8 protein-coding genes are annotated in these 17963 nt (G+C 68.1%); 7 read left to right on the plus strand and 1 reads right to left on the minus strand.

The features are described 5' to 3' along the window. The first annotated feature begins 4 nt into the window (after positions 1-4). The 6 genes from treS to treY are packed head-to-tail and all read left to right on the plus strand — an operon-like array spanning position 5 to position 14286. Positions 5-3361, plus strand: a complete 3357-nt coding sequence (treS, locus tag CEY09_RS03230; RefSeq protein ID WP_088587518.1) for a maltose alpha-D-glucosyltransferase — start codon at positions 5-7, stop codon at positions 3359-3361. After that, the gene (glgB, locus tag CEY09_RS03235; protein WP_088587519.1) at positions 3358-5565 is read left to right on the plus strand and encodes a 1,4-alpha-glucan branching protein GlgB; all 2208 of its coding nucleotides are present in this window, start codon (positions 3358-3360) and stop codon (positions 5563-5565) included. The genes treS and glgB overlap by 4 nt, the downstream gene beginning before the upstream one ends. A gap of 3 nt (positions 5566-5568) precedes the next feature. Continuing rightward, positions 5569-7680, plus strand: coding sequence for a glycogen debranching protein GlgX (gene glgX / locus CEY09_RS03240; protein ID WP_088587520.1), 2112 nt, complete (start codon positions 5569-5571; stop codon positions 7678-7680). After that, on the plus strand, positions 7677-9476 hold the full coding sequence (gene treZ / locus CEY09_RS03245) for a malto-oligosyltrehalose trehalohydrolase (RefSeq protein WP_088587521.1): 1800 nt from the start codon (positions 7677-7679) through the stop codon (positions 9474-9476). The genes glgX and treZ overlap by 4 nt, the downstream gene beginning before the upstream one ends. Beyond that, on the plus strand, positions 9473-11635 hold the full coding sequence (gene malQ, locus CEY09_RS03250; RefSeq protein WP_088587522.1) for a 4-alpha-glucanotransferase: 2163 nt from the start codon (positions 9473-9475) through the stop codon (positions 11633-11635). The genes treZ and malQ overlap by 4 nt, the downstream gene beginning before the upstream one ends. After that, positions 11632-14286: a malto-oligosyltrehalose synthase gene (treY, locus tag CEY09_RS03255; protein ID WP_088587523.1), complete on the plus strand. Its 2655-nt coding sequence runs from the start codon at positions 11632-11634 to the stop codon at positions 14284-14286. The genes malQ and treY overlap by 4 nt, the downstream gene beginning before the upstream one ends. Before the next feature lie 33 nt (positions 14287-14319). Here treY and fhuE read toward each other — a convergent pair whose 3' ends face one another. Then, positions 14320-16599: a ferric-rhodotorulic acid/ferric-coprogen receptor FhuE gene (gene fhuE / locus CEY09_RS03260; protein WP_377785511.1), complete on the minus strand. Its 2280-nt coding sequence runs from the start codon at positions 16597-16599 to the stop codon at positions 14320-14322. 207 nt (positions 16600-16806) lie between these two features. On the opposite strand from fhuE, the gene CEY09_RS03265 reads away from it, so the two are divergent. Further along, positions 16807-17949, plus strand: coding sequence for a metallophosphoesterase (locus CEY09_RS03265; protein ID WP_088587524.1), 1143 nt, complete (start codon positions 16807-16809; stop codon positions 17947-17949). The last annotated feature ends 14 nt before the right edge of the window (positions 17950-17963 follow it).

Consider the following 17963-nt stretch of genomic DNA (forward strand, 5'->3'; position numbering starts at 1 on the left):
ACAAATGACCAGTGAAACCCAGCCCATCAAGGACGACGGCCTTTGGTACAAGGACGCGGTCATCTACCAGCTGCATGTGAAGTCGTTCTTCGACTCCAATGACGATGGGGTGGGAGACGTGCCCGGCCTGATCATGAAGCTGGACTACATCGCCAGCCTGGGCGTGAACACGATCTGGCTCTTGCCCTTTTATCCGTCGCCCCGGCGCGACGACGGCTACGACATCGCGGATTACCGCGGCGTGCACCCCGACTACGGCACCGTGGCCGATGTGCGCAAGCTCATCCGCGAGGCGCATACGCGGGGCTTGCGCGTGATCACCGAGCTGGTGGTGAACCACACGTCGGACCAGCACCGGTGGTTCCAGCGCGCCCGCACGTCGCGACCGGGGTCGGCAGCCCGCAATTTCTACGTCTGGTCGGATAACGACAAAGCCTACGCCGGCACCCGCATCATCTTCTGCGATACGGAGAAATCCAACTGGACGTGGGACCCAGAGGCCAACGCCTACTTCTGGCACCGCTTCTACTCCCACCAGCCCGACCTGAACTACGACAATCCCCAGGTCCTCAAAGAAGTGCTGTCGGTCATGCGGTACTGGCTGGACATGGGCGTGGACGGGCTGCGCCTGGACGCCGTGCCCTATCTGGTCGAACGCGAAGGCACCAACAACGAGAACCTGCCCGAGACGCACCAGGTGCTCAAGCAGATACGCGCGGTGATCGACGCCGAATACCCGGGCCGCCTGCTCCTGGCCGAGGCGAACCAATGGCCGGAAGATGCGCAGGAGTACTTTGGCAGCGGCGACGAATGCCACATGTCGTTCCACTTTCCGCTGATGCCGCGCATGTACATGGCGATCGCGCAGGAAGACCGCTTCCCCATCACCGACATCATCCGCCAGACGCCCGATATTCCGGCCACCTGCCAATGGGCCATATTCCTGCGCAATCACGACGAGCTGACGCTGGAAATGGTGACGAGCCGCGAACGGGACTATCTGTGGAGCGTGTATGCCGCCGACCCGCGTGCCCGCATCAACCTGGGCATCCGCCGCCGCCTGGCCCCCTTGCTGGAACGCGACCGCCGCCGGGTGGAACTGATGAACAGCCTGCTGCTGTCGATGCCCGGCACGCCGGTGCTGTATTACGGCGACGAACTGGGCATGGGCGACAACGTGCACCTGGGCGACCGCGACGGCGTGCGCACCCCGATGCAATGGTCGCCCGACCGCAACGGCGGCTTCTCGCGGGCCGATCCCGAGCGGCTGCCCTTGCCGGTGCTGATGGGGCCGCTGTATGGCTACGAAGCCGTCAATGTCGAAGCCCAGCAGCGCGACCCGCATTCGCTGCTTAACTGGACCCGCCGCATGCTGGCGCAACGCCGCCAGACGCATGCGTTCGGCCGCGGCACGCTGCGCTTCATCCTGGCCGGCAACCGCAAGATACTCGCCTACCTGCGCCAGTGGAACGACACCATCATCCTGTGCGTGGCGAACCTGTCCAATGCCGCGCAGCCGGTCGAACTGCAGTTGCAGGCCTTCAACGGCCGGGTGCCCGTCGAAATGCTGGGCGGCACACCGTTCCCCGCCATCGGCGAACTGCCTTATCTGCTGACGCTGCCGCCCTACGGTTTTTACTGGATGGACCTGAGCGCGGACGCCGCGCCGCCCGGCTGGCATGCCAGCGGCCCCGCCCAGATGCCCGAACTGACGACGCTGGTGTTGAAGTCCCGCGGCGGCGCCGCCCTGACCGATTCGTCGCGCGCCACGCTGGAAAACGAGGTGCTGCCCGAATACCTGGCGCGCCAGCGCTGGTTCCCCGGCTCGCATGCACCGGCCCGGGCCCGCCTGGCCTACGCGACGCCCTTCACCGCCGCGGGCGGCGAATACTACTGGGCCGAAGTCGAGCCGGAAGACGGCGTGGAAGGCTTGCGCGCCCAGGCGCCCTTCGTCCTGGTCTGGGACGAAACCGCGCAAGTGCAGTATCCGATTGCGCGGGTGCGCCGTGGCGCGGAAGTCGGCACGCTTGCCGATGCCTTCCTGCAACCCGGCTTTGTGCTGGGCGTGGTCGATGCCCTGCGCGCCAGCCGCGAATTGGACGGCCGCGAAGGCGGCAAGCCGGGCGACAAACCCGGCATCATCCGCTATGTGCCCGAACCCGGCCTGGCGGCGCAGGCTTTCGGCGAAGAACCCGCGCTGCAGTGGATCAGCGGCGAACAATCCAACAGCTCGGTCATCATCGGCGGACAGGCCATCCTGAAACTGATCCGCAACGTGCAGCCCGGCGTCTCGCCGGAAGTCGAACTGACCCGCCACCTGACCCGCGCCGGCTACGCGAATATTCCCGCGTTGCTGGGCGAGGTGCTGCGGGTGGATGCCGACGGCGTGCCGCATACGCTTGCGGTGCTGCACGCTTTCGTCACCAACGAGGGCGACGCCTGGACGTGGACGCTGGACTTCCTGAAGCGCACCTTGGGCGCCGCGCTGCTGGGCGGCGACAGCCCGGAGGAATTCGAGGCCACCCTGGAGGGATACACCGTCATGGCAGCTACGATCGGCCGTCGCCTGGCCGAGCTGCACAACGCCCTGGCGCAACCCTCGGACGACCCCGCTTTCGCGCTGCGCACGGCGACGGAAGAAGACACAGCGGCGCACGCCGCCCGGATCATTGCCCAGCTGAACCGCGCGGAGCAAGACTTGCGCGCGGTGCTGGACACCCTGGAGGCGCCGTCCCACGCCTGCGCGCAGTGGTTCTTCGAACACCACGCGCGCCTGATCAAGCAGGTCGAGGCCATGGCAAAGGCGCTGACCGGCGCCCCGATGATCCGCGTACACGGCGATTTCCATCTGGGCCAGGTGCTGGTGGCGCAGACCGATGCCTACCTGATCGATTTCGAGGGTGAACCGATCCAAAGCCTGCAGGCGCGTCGGCAGGTCAACACCCCATATAAGGACGTTGCCGGCATGCTGCGCTCGTTCGACTATGCCGCGGCCTCCATCGCACGGGGCGATCCGCTGGGCGGCGCGCCCACGGACGCGAACGCGGGGCCCGCCGATTCGGCCGCCGCACCCGGCGCGCCTGTCGAGCTGCGCGATACCTTGCTTGCGCGCTTCGGCTCCCGCTCGGCGGAAGCCTTCTTGCAGGGCTACCAGGAGGCCGCCAGCACCGCGATCGCCTTGCCCGGCGCGCAGGAGGATCCGCTGCTGAAACTGGCGGTGCTGGAAAAGGCCGCCTATGAGGTCAGCTACGAAGCCGCGCACCGTCCCGACTGGATCTCCATCCCCCTATGCGCGTTGACCGGGCTTGCCCGCGAACTGCTGCAGGCTGCCGCGATCAGCAGCGAGGAACACGCACAATGAACAGCACCGCCAACGCCACGTTGCCGCCCCGCGCCAAGCCGGCCGGTCAGGTCGACCCGGCCACCCTTGCCGCGCTGGCTTCCGGCCTGCACGCCGACCCGTTCGCGGTGCTGGGCCCGCACGAGGGCGTGGTCCGCACACTTGCGCCCGGCGCGGCCGCCGTCTGGGTCGTTGCGCAGGATGGCCAGCGCGTCGCGCTGCAAGAACAGGCCCACGGGCTGTATACCGGCGCCGCCCCCCGCGCCCGCCCCGGCCAACCGGGTTCCTACCAATTGGCGATCGAATGGCCGGATGCAGAACAGGTCACGCCTGACCCTTACGCGTTTGGCCCCTTGCTATCGGCCCAGGACCTGGACGCGCTTGCCAGCGGAGACTGGCGCGCCGCACTGGAATTGCTGGGCGCCAGGCTTGCCGACATGGACGGCATTCCCGGCCTGCGTTGCGCGGTATGGGCGCCCAATGCGCGCCGCGTGGCGGTCGTGGGCGACTTCAACAGCTGGGACGGCCGCCGCCATCCGATGCGCTTGCGCCATGCTGCCGGCGTCTGGGAACTGTTCGTCCCGGGTATCCAGGCCGGCGAGCGCTACAAGTTTGCGATCACCGACGCCGACGGCGCCATCGCGCTCAAGGCCGATCCCATGGCGCGCCGCGCCCAGGCGGCGCCGGCCACGGCGTCCGTCGTGGATGACCCCTCACCCTACCCCTGGACGGACGACGCATGGATGCGATCCCGCGCCGCGCGCCAAGCGCGCCAAGCCCCCATTTCCATTTACGAAGTACACGCCGGCTCCTGGCTCGCGCCCGATGGCGCGCCCTGCGTCTGGGACCAACTGGCCGCCAAGCTGCCCGCCTACGCGCACGCCATGGGGTTCTCGCATGTCGAGTTGATGCCCATCATGGAGTATCCGTTCGGCGGTTCCTGGGGCTACCAGCCGCTGGGCCTGTTCGCGCCGTCCGCGCGCTTTGGGCCGCCCGACGCCTTCGCGCGTTTCATCGATCGCTGCCACGCCGCCGGCATCGGCGTCATCCTGGATTGGGTTCCCGCGCATTTTCCCGATGACCCCCACGGGTTGGCGCGCTTTGACGGCTCGCCGCTGTATGAATACGCCGACCCGCGCGAAGGCTATCACCCCGACTGGAACACGCTGGTCTACAACCTGGGGCGCACCGAAGTCAAAGCCTTCATGATCGCCAGCGCCATGCACTGGCTGCGGCGCTTCCATATCGACGGCCTGCGCGTGGATGCGGTGGCGTCCATGCTGTATCGGGACTACAGCCGCCAGCCCGGCGAGTGGATCCCGAACCGCCATGGGGGACGCGAGAACCTGGAGGCCGTCCAGTTCCTGCAGGAGTTGAACGCCACCATCCGCGAAGAGGAACCGGACACCATCGTCGTGGCCGAGGAATCTACCGCCTGGCCCGGCGTCACCGCCCCGGTGCCTGAAGGCGGCCTGGGCTTTCACTACAAATGGAACATGGGCTGGATGCACGACACGCTGCGCTATCTGCATGAAGACCCGGTGCACCGCAAGCATCATCATCACGACATCACCTTCGGCATGGCCTACGCCTATTCCGAGCGCTTTGTCCTGCCCCTCTCGCACGACGAAGTGGTGCACGGCAAGGGGTCGCTGCTGAACAAGATGCCCGGCGACCGCGCGGCCAAGCTGGCGAACTTGCGCGCCTATCTGGGCTTCATGTGGGCGCATCCGGGCAAGAAACTGCTGTTCATGGGCGGCGAGCTGGCGTGCCCGGCCGAATGGAACCACGACGCCGCCCTGGATTGGAACCTGCTGGACGACCCTGGTCACAAGGGCGTGCAGCGCCTGGTTGCCGACCTGAACCGGCTTTATCGGGAGACCCCCGCGTTGCACGAACTGGACACGGACCCGGCGGGATTCGCCTGGGTGGTCATGGACGACGCCGACAACAGCGTGGCCGCGTTCTTGCGCCAGGCCGGCGGATCGCTGGTGCTGGCCGTGTCGAATTTCACGCCCGTGGCGCGCCATGGCTACCGCGTCGGCGTGCCGATGGCGGGGCGCTGGACCGAAACATTGAATACCGACGCAGGCTGCTACGGCGGCTCGGGCCAGGGCAACCAGGGCGCCGCGCTCACCGAGGCAGAACCCTCGCACGGCCACGCGCAATCGCTGCCCCTGACGCTGCCGCCGCTTGCCACCCTTTTCCTCACGATACAAGGCTGATCCATGGACCCCTCACAATTGACCCGCCTTACCACCGGCCAGCCGTACCCGTTGGGCGCGGTCAGCGACGGCCTGGGCGTGAACTTCGCCGTCTTCTCGGCCAACGCCACGCGCATCGAGCTGTGCGTGTTCGACGCGCGCGGCCGCAAGGAACTGCGGCGCTTCGACCTGCCGGAATGCACGGATGAGGTCTGGCACGGCTACCTGCCGGACGCCCAGCCCGGTCTGGTGTATGGCTACCGCGCGCACGGGCCCTATGATCCCCGCAACGGCCACCGTTTCAATCCGCACAAGCTGCTGCTGGACCCCTACGCACGCCACCTGACAGGCCCGGCGAGCTGGAGCGACGCGCTCTTCGGCTACCGGCTGAACCACGCGCGCGCCGACTTGTCGATGGACCGCCGTGACAGCGCGCCGGCCATGCCCAAGGCCATCGTGACGGAAGACGTCCCGTTCAACTGGGGCAACAGCAAGGCGCCGCAAACGCCATGGGTGGACACGACAATCTACGAAGTGCATCTGCGCGGCGTCTCGATGCAGCGCGAAGACCTGCGCCAGCCGCTGCGCGGCACGTGCGCGGCGCTGGCCGACCCGCGCTTCATCGAACACCTGCAGCGCCTGGGCGTCACCGCCGTCGAGCTGCTGCCGGTGCACGCCTTCCTGCAGGACCGGTTCCTGCTGGAACGCGGCCTGCGCAATTACTGGGGCTACAACACGCTGTCGTTCTTCGCGCCCGAACCCGCGTATCTGCAGCGCGGCCCCAACGACCTGCGCCAGGCGGTCCGCCGCCTGCATGCCGCCGGTCTGGAAGTGATCCTGGACGTGGTCTACAACCATACTTGCGAAGGCAGCGAACTGGGCCCCACGCTGTCATGGCGCGGGCTGGACAACGCCAGCTATTACCGCCTGATGCCGGGCGAAGAGCGCTACTACATCAACGACACCGGCTGCGGCAATACGGTAAACCTGTCGCACCCGCGCGTCCTGCAGATGGTGATGGATTCCCTGCGCTATTGGACCGATTCTTATGGCGTGGACGGCTTTCGCTTCGACCTGGGCGTGACGCTCGGCCGCGAGGGCACGGGCTTTGACCCGGGGTCGGGCTTCTTCGACGCCCTGTTGCAAGACCCGGTGCTGGCCGGCGTGAAACTGATCTCGGAACCGTGGGACATCGGGCCGGATGGCTATCAGCTGGGCAACCACCCGCCCGGGCTGGCGGAATGGAACGACCGCTACCGCGACACGGTGCGGCGCTATTGGCGCGGCGATGAAGGCATGCGCGGCGACATGGCGGCCAGGCTATGCGGTTCGCGCGACGTCTTCGACCGGCGCCATCGGCGGCCTTGGGCCAGCGTCAACTTCGTGGCATCCCACGATGGCTTCACCACGCAAGACCTGGTGAGCTACGACGGCAGCCACAACGAGGCCAATGGCGAAGGCGGCAACGACGGCCACGGCGAGAACTACAGCCACAACTGGGGCGAGGAAGGGCCGACGCAGGACGAAGCCATCCTGGAACGTCGTGGTCAGGTGCAGCGCGCGCTGCTGGCGACGATGTTCCTGTCCGACGGCACGCCCATGCTGCTGGCCGGCGACGAGTTCGGCAACAGCCAGGACGGCAACAACAATGCGTACTGCCAGGACAACCCCCTGTCATGGCTGGATTGGACCTTGGCCCAGAGCGATGCCGGCCGCGCGCTGACACATTTCGTGGCGCGCGCCGTGGCGCTGCGCCGCGACCATCCCAGCTTGCGTGCCGCACGCTTTGGCGACGCCGCCCAGGAGATCTGCCCCGGCGTCGCGGCAATTGGCTGGTTCGACACGGCCGGCGGGACGATCACCCAGGAGGCCTGGGACGCCCCGCAAGCGCTCACCATGGCGCTACGCCGCGCCGCGTTGCGCGAAGACGGCAGCGCGGACATCACGCTGCTACTGCTGAATCCGGGCGCCGATCCCGCCACGTTCACGCTGCCCCCGCCCGCTCAACCGTGGATCCGCGAACTGGATTCCGCCACGCAGGTCCCGGCAGCGCCGGTCTCGGAAGCCGACATCACCGTGCAGGCGCACAGCCTGGTGTTGCTGTCGGCCACTTGCATTCCCGGAGCGGCGTCATGACGGCCTGGCCCGAGCCCTACACTCATGGCGCGCTGCCTTTGCCCGACGGCCGCACGCGCTTTCGCCTGTGGGCGCCCACGGCGGCCACAGGACTGGCCTTGCTGATCGACGGGCGCGACCCGATCCCCCTGCACCCCGATGCCGACGGTTACGCGCAGACCGACGTCGATTGCCCGCCGGGCACCCGCTATCGCTACCGCATCGGCGACGGCTTGACCGTGCCGGACCCGGCATCGCGCCAGCAAGACGGCGACGTACACAGCGCCAGCATCGTCGCGGGGCCAGACACCTATGCCTGGCAGCATCCCGCCTGGCATGGCCGGCCCTGGGCGGAATCCGTCATCTATGAAGCGCACGCGGGCCTGGCGGGCGGATTTGCGGGGCTGGCCGAACGGCTGCCGGACCTGGCGGCGCTGGGCGTCACCGTCGTCGAACTGATGCCGGTCGCGGACTTTCCCGGCCCGCGCAACTGGGGTTATGACGGCGTGCTGCCCTATGCGCCGGACGCGGCCTATGGAACGCCGGACGCGCTCAAGCATCTGGTCGACACGGCGCATGGCCTGGGGATGAGCATGATGCTGGACGTGGTCTACAACCATTTCGGCCCGGACGGCAATTTTCTGCCCCAATACGCTGCGCCGTTCTTCCGCGACGACGTGGCCACGCCCTGGGGCAACGCGATCGATTTCCGCCAGCCGGCGGTGCGCCGCTATTTCGAAGAGAACGCCCTGTACTGGCTGACGGAATTCCGTTTCGACGGCCTGCGGCTGGACGCGGTGCACGCGATATCCGACCCGGATTGGCTGGTCGAGCTGGCGCAATTCGTCCGCGGACAGATCCCCGCGCAGCGCCACGTCCACCTGGTGCTGGAAAACGACGACAACCGCGCCAGCCTGCTCGCCCAGGGGTACGACGCCCAATGGAACGACGATGCGCACCATGTGCTGCACCACCTCTTGACCGGCGAATCGCACGGCTATTACTCGGACTACGCGGACCGCCCGGCCGAGGCCCTGGCGCGATGCCTGGCGCAGGGCTGGCTGTATCAGGGCCAGCCTTCGCCCTTCCGGCAAGGGGCGCCGCGCGGCGAACCCAGCGGCCATTTGCCGCCGACCGCGTTCGTCCTGTTCCTGCAGAACCACGACCAGACGGGCAACCGGGCCGCGGGCGAGCGCTTGACGGTGTTGGCCGAAAACACGGAGCGCCTGCGCGCCGCCGTCGCGCTACAACTGCTTGCGCCGCAGATTCCGCTGATCTTCATGGGCGAGGAATCGGGCAGCCGCGCGCCCTTCCTCTATTTCACCAGCCACACGGATCCGGACCTGGCTCAAGCGGTTCGGGAAGGACGCCAGCGCGAGTTTTCGGCCTTTCCCGGCTTTGACGACGGCGCTGCCCAAGCGGTGCCGGACCCCAACGCCCCGACCACCTTCAGCCAAAGCGATCCCTGGCAACCGGGCAATGACGACGACGCGCAAGGGTGGCGCACGCTTTATGAGGCGCTGCTGCATATGCGCCAACAGGTGATTGCGCCACGCCTGCCCGGCGCGCGCAGCGTATTTGGCCGCGCTGTGGGCAAACACGGCGTCCACGCGCAGTGGCGTCTGGGCGATGGCACCCGGCTGACGCTTTACGCCAACCTGGGCCCGGTGCAAGAAGCATTGCCGCCCAAATTCTCAGCGGCAGGCCACCTGTTTTCGTCGCTGCTGTTCGAGTCCCGCGCAGGCGCGTTTGATGCGTTGTCGCTGGGCAGCATGTGCTCAGAAAGCACGGTCTGGCTGCTGGAGGACGCAGCATGAACCCCGCCTCGCGAACCGAGTTGTCCGCCCTGGCCGCCGAAGCCGGCATCGCCGAAGACTGGACCGGCGCCGACCGCCGCCCCCGCCGTGTCGCGCCGGATACGCTGCGCGCCTTGCTTGACGCGATGGACTTGCCCGCCGGTTCCGAGGCGGACATCCGCGACAGCCGGCAGCGCCTGTCTGCAGCCTCGGCGCAGAACCACCTGCCCGCGCTGCTGATCGCGCTACCCGGCGAAGCGGTGGCGCTCCCCGTGGATTGCGCCGGAGTTTGCCAGATGCAGGCGCCGGAGCAACCGCTCATCACCGCCCGCACTGCCACCGGCCCCGATGGCGCACCAACCCTGCGCGCGCCCGCCGTCCCCGGCTACTACACACTGAGCACGCCCGGCGGCGACACCACGCTTGCCGTTGCTCCCCGAAGCGCGCCCACGATCGACGAGCTATCCGGCGTCAAAAATGCGCGCGCCTGGGGATTAGCCGTCCAGCTCTACAGCCTGCGGCGTCCCTCCTCGGACCTGGCGCAGGCCACGCATGGTTTCGGTGACTTCGGCGCGCTGCGCGATCTGGCCATTGCCGCGGGGTCGGCCGGCGCGGATGCGCTTGCCATGAGCCCGGTGCACGCCATGTTCGCGGCGGACCCCGCGCAATGCAGCCCCTACTCCCCGTCCAGCCGGCTCTTCCTGAATACGCTGTACGCCGACCCCGCCGGCGTGCTGGGCAATGACGCTGTGCGCGCGGCGCTGGCGGGCATGGATCAGGCACAATTGCGCGCGCTCGATGCGCGCCCGCTGATCGATTGGCCGGCCGTGGCCACCTTGCGCCACCAATTGCTGCGCCGCCTGCATGCCGGTTTCCCGACGGGCGCCACGACGGCGCAGCGGCAAGCCTATGACGCCTACCGTGACGCGGCGGGACCCGACCTGCGCGACCATGCGCTATTCGAATCGCTGCATGCCGATCAGACGCAGGCGCATGGCGCGCCGCTTTCCTGGACCGACTGGCCCGCCGGCCTGCGCGACCCGCGATCCCCGGACGCGCAGCGCTACGCCGATGGACACGCCGACGACATCGACGCGCATATGTTCGGCCAATGGCTGGCCTCGGCCAGCCTGGCACAGGCGCAGCAGGCCGCCCGGGACGCCGGCATGCGCGTCGGCCTGCTGGCGGACCTGGCGGTAGGTGGCAGCCCGTCAGGCAGCCACGCCTGGAGCCGACAGGCCGACCTGATGTCGCGCACCAGCGTGGGCGCGCCGCCAGACCTGCACAACCCGCTGGGCCAGGGCTGGGGCTTGACCGCGCTATCGCCCGCTGCCTTGCGGGAGTCCGGCTACTCGGCGTTTCTTGCCATGCTGCGCGCCAGCCTGGCCAACGCGGGCGGCGTGCGCATCGACCATATCCTGGGCATGGCGCGGATGTGGCTGATCCCCGATGGCGCCCGGCCGCAGGACGGCGCCTACCTGCACTATCCGCTGGCGCAGTTGCTGCGGCTGACGGCGCTGGAAGCCTGGCTGCACGGCGCGTTGGTCATCGGCGAGAACCTGGGCACCGTGCCGGAGGGCTTTGACGCCCAGCTTGAAGACCACGGGCTGCTGGGCATGAATGTGCTGTGGTTCATGCGCGCGGCCGATTCCCCGCCGCAAGCGAAGGACTCGGCCGGAGACGCCCTCCCCGAATCCGCCACGCCCGCCGCCTTCCTGGCCCCGAACGACTGGCCGGCGCACGCCGTAGCCATGACGACCACGCACGACCTGCCCACGCTGGAGGGCTGGTGGCACGCGCAAGACATCCTGTGGCGTTCACGGCTGCAACTGCTGGGCCCGGACCAGGACGAGCCCGCGATGCGCGCCGCGCGGTTGGAAGACCGCGCCGCGCTGTGGCGGACCGTGCAGGCGTACTCGTCCACCGCCGCCAGGCAATCGACGCCGCGCGAGCCGCCCGGCGCCGAACTGCTGGGCTTTGTCGCGTCCACGCCTTGCCCGCTGATGCTGGTGGCGCTGGAAGACCTGACCGGGCAGCTGGATCAACCCAATCTGCCCGGCACCATCGCCGACCACCCCAACTGGCGCCAGCGCGTGCCGCTCTCCGTTGCCGACTGCCTGAATGCGCCGGCCAGTTTGGCGCGCCTGCAACCGGTACGCGCCTTGCGAGGCCGCTCATGAACGCCCCCCGTGCCACCGCCCGCCTGCAACTGCACGCCGGGTTCACACTGGATGACGCCCGCGCGCAACTTCCCTACTACGCGGCGCTGGGGGTCAGCCATCTGTACCTGTCGCCCATCACGCAGGCACGCGACGGATCGACCCACGGCTACGACGTCACGGACCACCAGCGCGTCAGCGCGGCGTTGGGCGGAGACGCCGCGCTGCGCCGCCTGGCCGCGGCCGCCCGTGATCTGGGCCTGGGACTCATTGCGGACATCGTGCCCAACCACATGGCAGCCCACCCGTCCAACGCGTGGTGGGCCGATGTGCTGCGCCTGGGCCAGCGCAGCCCGCACGCGCGCGTGTTCGACATCGATTGGGATGCGCCTGACCCGGCGTTGCGCGGCAAGGTGCTGCTGCCCGTGCTGCCGGATCCCTACGGGGTCTGCCTGGCCTCGGGCGCCATCCAGATTGTTCACGACGCGGACGCTTTCTTCGTGTCGGTCAGTGAGCTGCGGCTGCCCCTGGCGCCGGGATTCGCCATGGACGCGGCCGGCCCAGACGCGACCTGCGCGGCACACAACGCGCAGACCGCCGAGGGGCGGGCCCGCCTGCACGACCTGCTGGAACGCCAGCACTACCGCCTGGCCTGGTGGCGGACGGCGCCGGAACAAATCAACTGGCGGCGCTTCTTCGAGATCAGCGAACTGGTCGGCGTGCGGGTCGAAGACGACATCGTCTTCGACGCCGTGCACGGCATGGCGCTGCGCCTGTACCGGGAAGGCGTGCTGGACGGCTTGCGCATCGACCACGTGGATGGCCTGGCCAGCCCGGGCGCCTACCTGCGACGCCTGCGCCAGCGCCTGACGCAGGCACGGGGCGAACGCGCAAGCGCTTATCTCGTCGTGGAAAAGATCCTGGCCGACGGAGAAACCCTGGATTTCCGCTGGCCGACCGACGGCACGACCGGCTACGACTTCATGGACCAGGTTGGCGCGCTGCTGCACGCGCCCGCCGCGCAAGCGCCGTTGGAGGCCTATTGGAACGGACTTGCCGGTGACCCGCGCGGTGCGTCCGCCCAATTGCAGGACGCCCGCCAACGAATGCTGGCCCGCCATTTCCCGGCCGAACGCCAGGCGCTTGCAAGGGCGCTGGCACGCGTCGCCCGCATGGACCTGCGCACCCGCGACTGGACCACCACCGCCATTGACCGCGTACTGACCGCCCTGCTTGCCGTATTTCCGGTGTATCGCACCTATGCGGAAGACGGCGGGCGCAGCCCGGCGGATACCGACTGGTTCCACACCGCGCTTGACCGCGCGCGCACGGCGCTGGGTCCGGGCACGGCAGACGCCCGCCTGCTGGACCAGATAGGTCATTGGCTCAGCGGCGCGCCCGTAGATGAGAGCCTTGCCTCGCACGGCGTCAGCGCCCCCGAGCCGCACGCGCTGGCCGAAGCCCTGGCGCACGCCCTGCGGCGCTTTCAGCAATTGACGCCGCCGCTGGCGGCCAAGGCGCTGGAAGACACCCTGTTCTACCGCCGCGGCCCGCTGCTGTCGCGCAATGAAGTGGGGTCCAGCGCGGAACGGTTCTCCCTGTCGCCTGACGCCTTCCACGCGTTAAGCGCCGAGCGCGCTGCCACCCATCCCCATGCCATGCTGGCCACGGCCACCCATGACCACAAGCGCGGCGAAGACACGCGGGCCCGCCTGGCGGTGCTGAGCGAAGCGCCGGACGAATGGATCGCCCTTGCCCAGGCGTGGGTGCCGCGGCTGGCCCGGCCCGGTCCCATCGCGTCTGCCGACGCCTATCTGCTGCTGCAAAGCCTGGTTGGCGCGTGGCCGCTGGCCCTGCCGCCCGAGCCTGCTGGCGACGCGTTGGCCGATTATCTGGCCCGCATCGCGCAATGGCAGGAAAAGGCGCTGCGCGAGGCCAAGTTGCGCACCAGCTGGACGGACCCGGACGCCGCCTATGAACAGTCGGCAGCGCGCTGCCTCGACGCGCTCAAGCATACGGACGACGGCCGGCTGCTGCTGCGTGAAATCGCGGACTACACGCTACGCCTTGCACCCGCCGGCCTGGTGAACGGCCTGGCGCAGACCTTGCTGCGCTGCACCTTGCCGGGCGTGCCCGACCTGTATCAGGGCGCGGATCTGTGGGATTTCAGCTTGGTCGACCCCGATAACCGTCGCCCGGTGGACTACCCCGCGCGGGCAGACCTGTTGGCCCTGGACGATCCCGGCCAGCCCATCGTCACCAACGCCGCGGCGTGGCACAGAGGCGCCATCAAGCAGGCGTTGATCCGCCGGGCGCTGGCCCTGCGCGCCCGCGATCCGGCACTGTTCAGCGACGGGCGCTGCGAACCGCTTGCCGTGCACGGCCCGCAGGCCGCCCATGTGCTGGCCTACTTGCGCCGGCACGAAACGCGATGCCTGCTCGTTGTCGTGCCCCGGCTGTGCGCGCGGGCGTTGGCCCCTTACGCGCAGGGCCAGGCCGCCCAGGCGCATCGGTTCTGGGACGGCAGCCGAATCCGGCTGCCGTCCGACGTGCCCGCGGCGGGTCTTGTCGATACGCTATCCGGCCGGCAGCCAGGCGTGGACACGGCCGGCGACATCGACGTGGCTGATCTGCTGCGCGATTGCCCGGTCGCGCTGTGCGTGGCGGGCTGACAGCGTATAGCGGCCGCCTGGCGCGCGCACCGCTTAGTACTGGTAGCGCATCGTCACCATCGCGCTTCTTCCCGCGCCCCACGCGCCCTGGCTGTAGAACCCGACCTGGCTGTAGTACTTGCGGTCGAACAGGTTGTTCACGTTCAGTTGTGCCGACAGGTTGCGGTTGAATCGGTAGCGCGCCATCAGGTTGGTGATGGCGTAGCTGCCTTGTCCCACGCGCTCGTCGCCGTTGGGGCCGCTGGCCAGCGTATAGACGTGGCTTTGCCAATTGACGCCACCGCCGACGGTCAGCTTGTTCCAGTCGCCCGGCAGTTGATAGGTTGTGAACACGCGGACCAGGCTGCGCGGCTGGTCGGTCTGGATGGCATTGCCGTCCCCATCGCTTGCGGTCCAGTGCGACCAACCCGCGGCCAGGTTCCAGCCCGGCGTCACTTCGCCTGACACTTCCAGGTCGAAGCCCCGGCTGCGTGTGCCTTGCGCGGCCCGATAGGCCTGGTTGATCGTGCCCGGCACGAGGTATCCCGTATCGGTCTGGGCCACGTTGTCCTGATCGATCTGGAACACTGCGGCGCTGGCGTTCAGGCGCCCCTCCAGGAATTCACCCTTGACGCCGGCTTCGTAGGATTTGCCCTCAAGCGGATCCAGCCAGCCGCCGTTGCGGTCCTGATAGCTTTGGGGGTTGAAGATCCCCGTGTAGCTCACATAGGCGGTGTACGTCTCGTTGATGTCGTACAGCAGCCCGGCGTACGGCGTGAACGCGTTCTTGTCGAAGGCCGTATGGTCGCCGCCGCCGAAGCCGACGGAGTCCGTCTTCCAGGTGCTGTAGCGGCCGCCCACGATCAGCTTGAGCGGATCCGCCAGGTCCAGGCGCAGCGCCCCGTACCAACCCGTCTGCTTGGTCGTGTAGCGGTTTGCCGTGACGGACGTGCTGTTCCAGTCGGGTTCCGGATACGAGCCGTCCCAGTCCAGGAAGTTGCCGACGGGCGCCGCCGACAGGGACGAGCGGTAGTCGAAGTCTGCATACTGGCGGCTGAAGCTAGCGCCGACCACCGCCTCATGGCGGCGGCCGAACATCGTGAACGGACCGGAGGCCTTCAGATCCACGCTGTTCTGCTTGCGGTCGCCCAGGTACCACGACGGCGACGCCCCCATGCCCAGGCCGGTTTCGCGGTCAGGCCAGCCATACAGGTACAGCAGCTTGCCGTCCATTTCGTTCTTGGAATGCGATGCCACCGCCTGCACGCGCCAGTCATTGTCGAAACGGTGTTCCAGGCTGGCGAACGCACCTTGCGTCGTGCTTGCCCATGAGCTCCAGTCCGCCCCGGTATTCAGCGACCGCTTCCAATCGGTCCGGCCACCGTCCGCGTACCACAGCGGGAATCCGCCCCAGCTGCTGCGCTGCGGGTCGTTGTCCTGATAGTTGAAGCCTGCGCTCACCGTCGTGCGCGAGGTCAGGTCGGCGTCCACGACGCCGTAGAAGACTTTCTTCTTGTTCTGGTAGCCGTCCAGAAAGGAATGGGTGTCCTGGTACGCCGACACAATGCGGCCGCGCACGCTGCCGTCTGAATTGAGCGGCGTCGACAGGTCAAGCGTGCTGCGGTAGTTGTCCCAGGTGCCGGCGCTGACGCTGATGTCAGCCTTGAACTCGCGGCTGATGGCGTGCTTGCGCACCAGGTTGATGGACGCCGACGGGTTGCCGGCGCCGGTCAGCAGGCCCGTGGCGCCGCGCACGACCTCAACGCGGTCGTAGATGATGGGGTCGACGGACGACTCCCCCGCGGCGTAGCCCGTATCGAAGCTTGTCGGGATGCCGTCATACATGTAGTTGCTGACGCTGAATCCGCGCGAATTGAACGAATACCGCTCGCTGTCGAAGTTTTGCACCGAGATGCCGGGGGTACTGGCCATCACATCGGTCAGCGAGCGCATGTCTTCGTCATCCATGCGCTGGCGCGTCACGACCGTGACCGATTGCGGCGTCTCGCGCAGCGTCAGCGGCAAACCGGTACTGGCGGCGGTGGCACGCGGCGTATAGGAACCGGTGCCTTCGGTCGTCGTGGCGTCGGTGTCGCCCACGACTTGCACGCTTGGCAGGGTGGCCACGCCGCTTTCCTGTGCGGCGGCAGCGCCGGAAGCCAGGGCAAAAAGCAGGCCCCACGCCGCGCAAGCGGTGCGCGCTTGCGGCGCGCCCGGTACAGACTTCTCGGCTTGGGGAGGCCCGGCGTCAAAAACCGCTAGGGCGGACGTGCGACGCAGGATGAAACGAGGACGAATAATGGATGGTCGGCCACCCGGCCGGTAAACGTGCATGCTGACTACCTCTCCCACAGCGGAGTGCTGTTTCGGGGAAAAGTGTAATGCAACTGATTCGCATCTTTATTTGCTGTTGCACATTTACGACGGACGCCCTTTGTCCCTACGGGTCGAGGGCCTACCGTGCGCCCTCGGGGACAGGTCGTCATAATGTCGCTGGCTTCGGCCACCCCGTCCCCCGCCGCTTTCAGTAGGAATTACCGCGTGTTCCATGTTTTCACGGGACTGATCAGTCTCTACGTCATCTGGCGTTTCGTCCTGCCCCTGCCCATTTCCAAGTCCGGCCGCCTCGTGCTGTCGGTTGCGCTGCTGGCGATCGCCGAACACCATCTGGTGACGCGCAACTTCTTCGGCAGCATGGCGTCGCCCGAAATCCCCGCCACCTTGCTGATGGCGCTGGGTTGGCTGTTTGGCAGCCTGCTCCTGCTGGCCATGCTGCTACTGGTGCGCGACGTGGCGGCGCTGGCGGCCTGCGCGGTGTCCCGCGAACAGGGCCGGCGCCTGTGGGCCGCTCGCCGCTGGAGCCAAGGCGCTGCCGTGCTGGCTGTGGTGCTGTCCGCCATCGGCGTGTGGCAGGCGGTACGCGAACCCGACGTGAAGACCCTGGAAATCGCGTTGCCAAAGCTGCCGCCCGAGCTTGACGGTTTCCGCCTGGTGCAACTGACCGACCTGCACGCCAGCCGGCTGCTGGAAGCGCCGTGGATCGACGCCGTCGTCAAGAAGACCAACGGCCTGAATCCAGACCTGATCGTCATCACGGGTGACCTGGTCGATGGCACTACCGCCGCCCGCGCCGCCGACGTGCAGCCCCTGCAGGCGCTACGCGCCCGCTATGGCGTCTATGCGATTCCCGGCAACCACGAGTACTACGCGGAATACCAGCGCTGGCTGCCGGCATTCGAGCACCTGGGCCTTCGCCTGTTGCTCAACGACCACGTGACACTGACGCCGGATGGCCAGCGCCTGGTGCTGGCCGGCGTCACCGACCGGATGGCGGCCGCCTACGCCCAGCCCTTGCCTGACGTGCAGCAGGCGCTGGCCGGCGTTCCGCCGACCGACCCCGTCATTTTGCTGAGCCACCGCCCTACCGGCGCGGCGCTCAACGCCCAGGCGGGCGCGGGCCTGCAGTTGTCCGGCCATACCCATGGCGGCCAGATCCTGGGCCCGCACCTGCTGACGCAATGGGCCAATGAAGGCTATGTCTCGGGCCTGTACCAGGTGGGCGGCATGACGCTGTACGTCAGCAACGGCACGGGGCTGTGGCCCGGCTTCCCGATCCGCCTGGGGCGTCCTTCGGAAATCACCCAGATCGTGTTGCGTTCGCCGGCCAAGGCCACGCCGCAATAAACTACAACCCAGCC

This window comes from Achromobacter marplatensis (genome assembly GCF_002209535.1).
In the GTDB taxonomy this organism is placed as follows: Bacteria; Pseudomonadota; Gammaproteobacteria; order Burkholderiales; family Burkholderiaceae_B; genus Achromobacter; species Achromobacter marplatensis.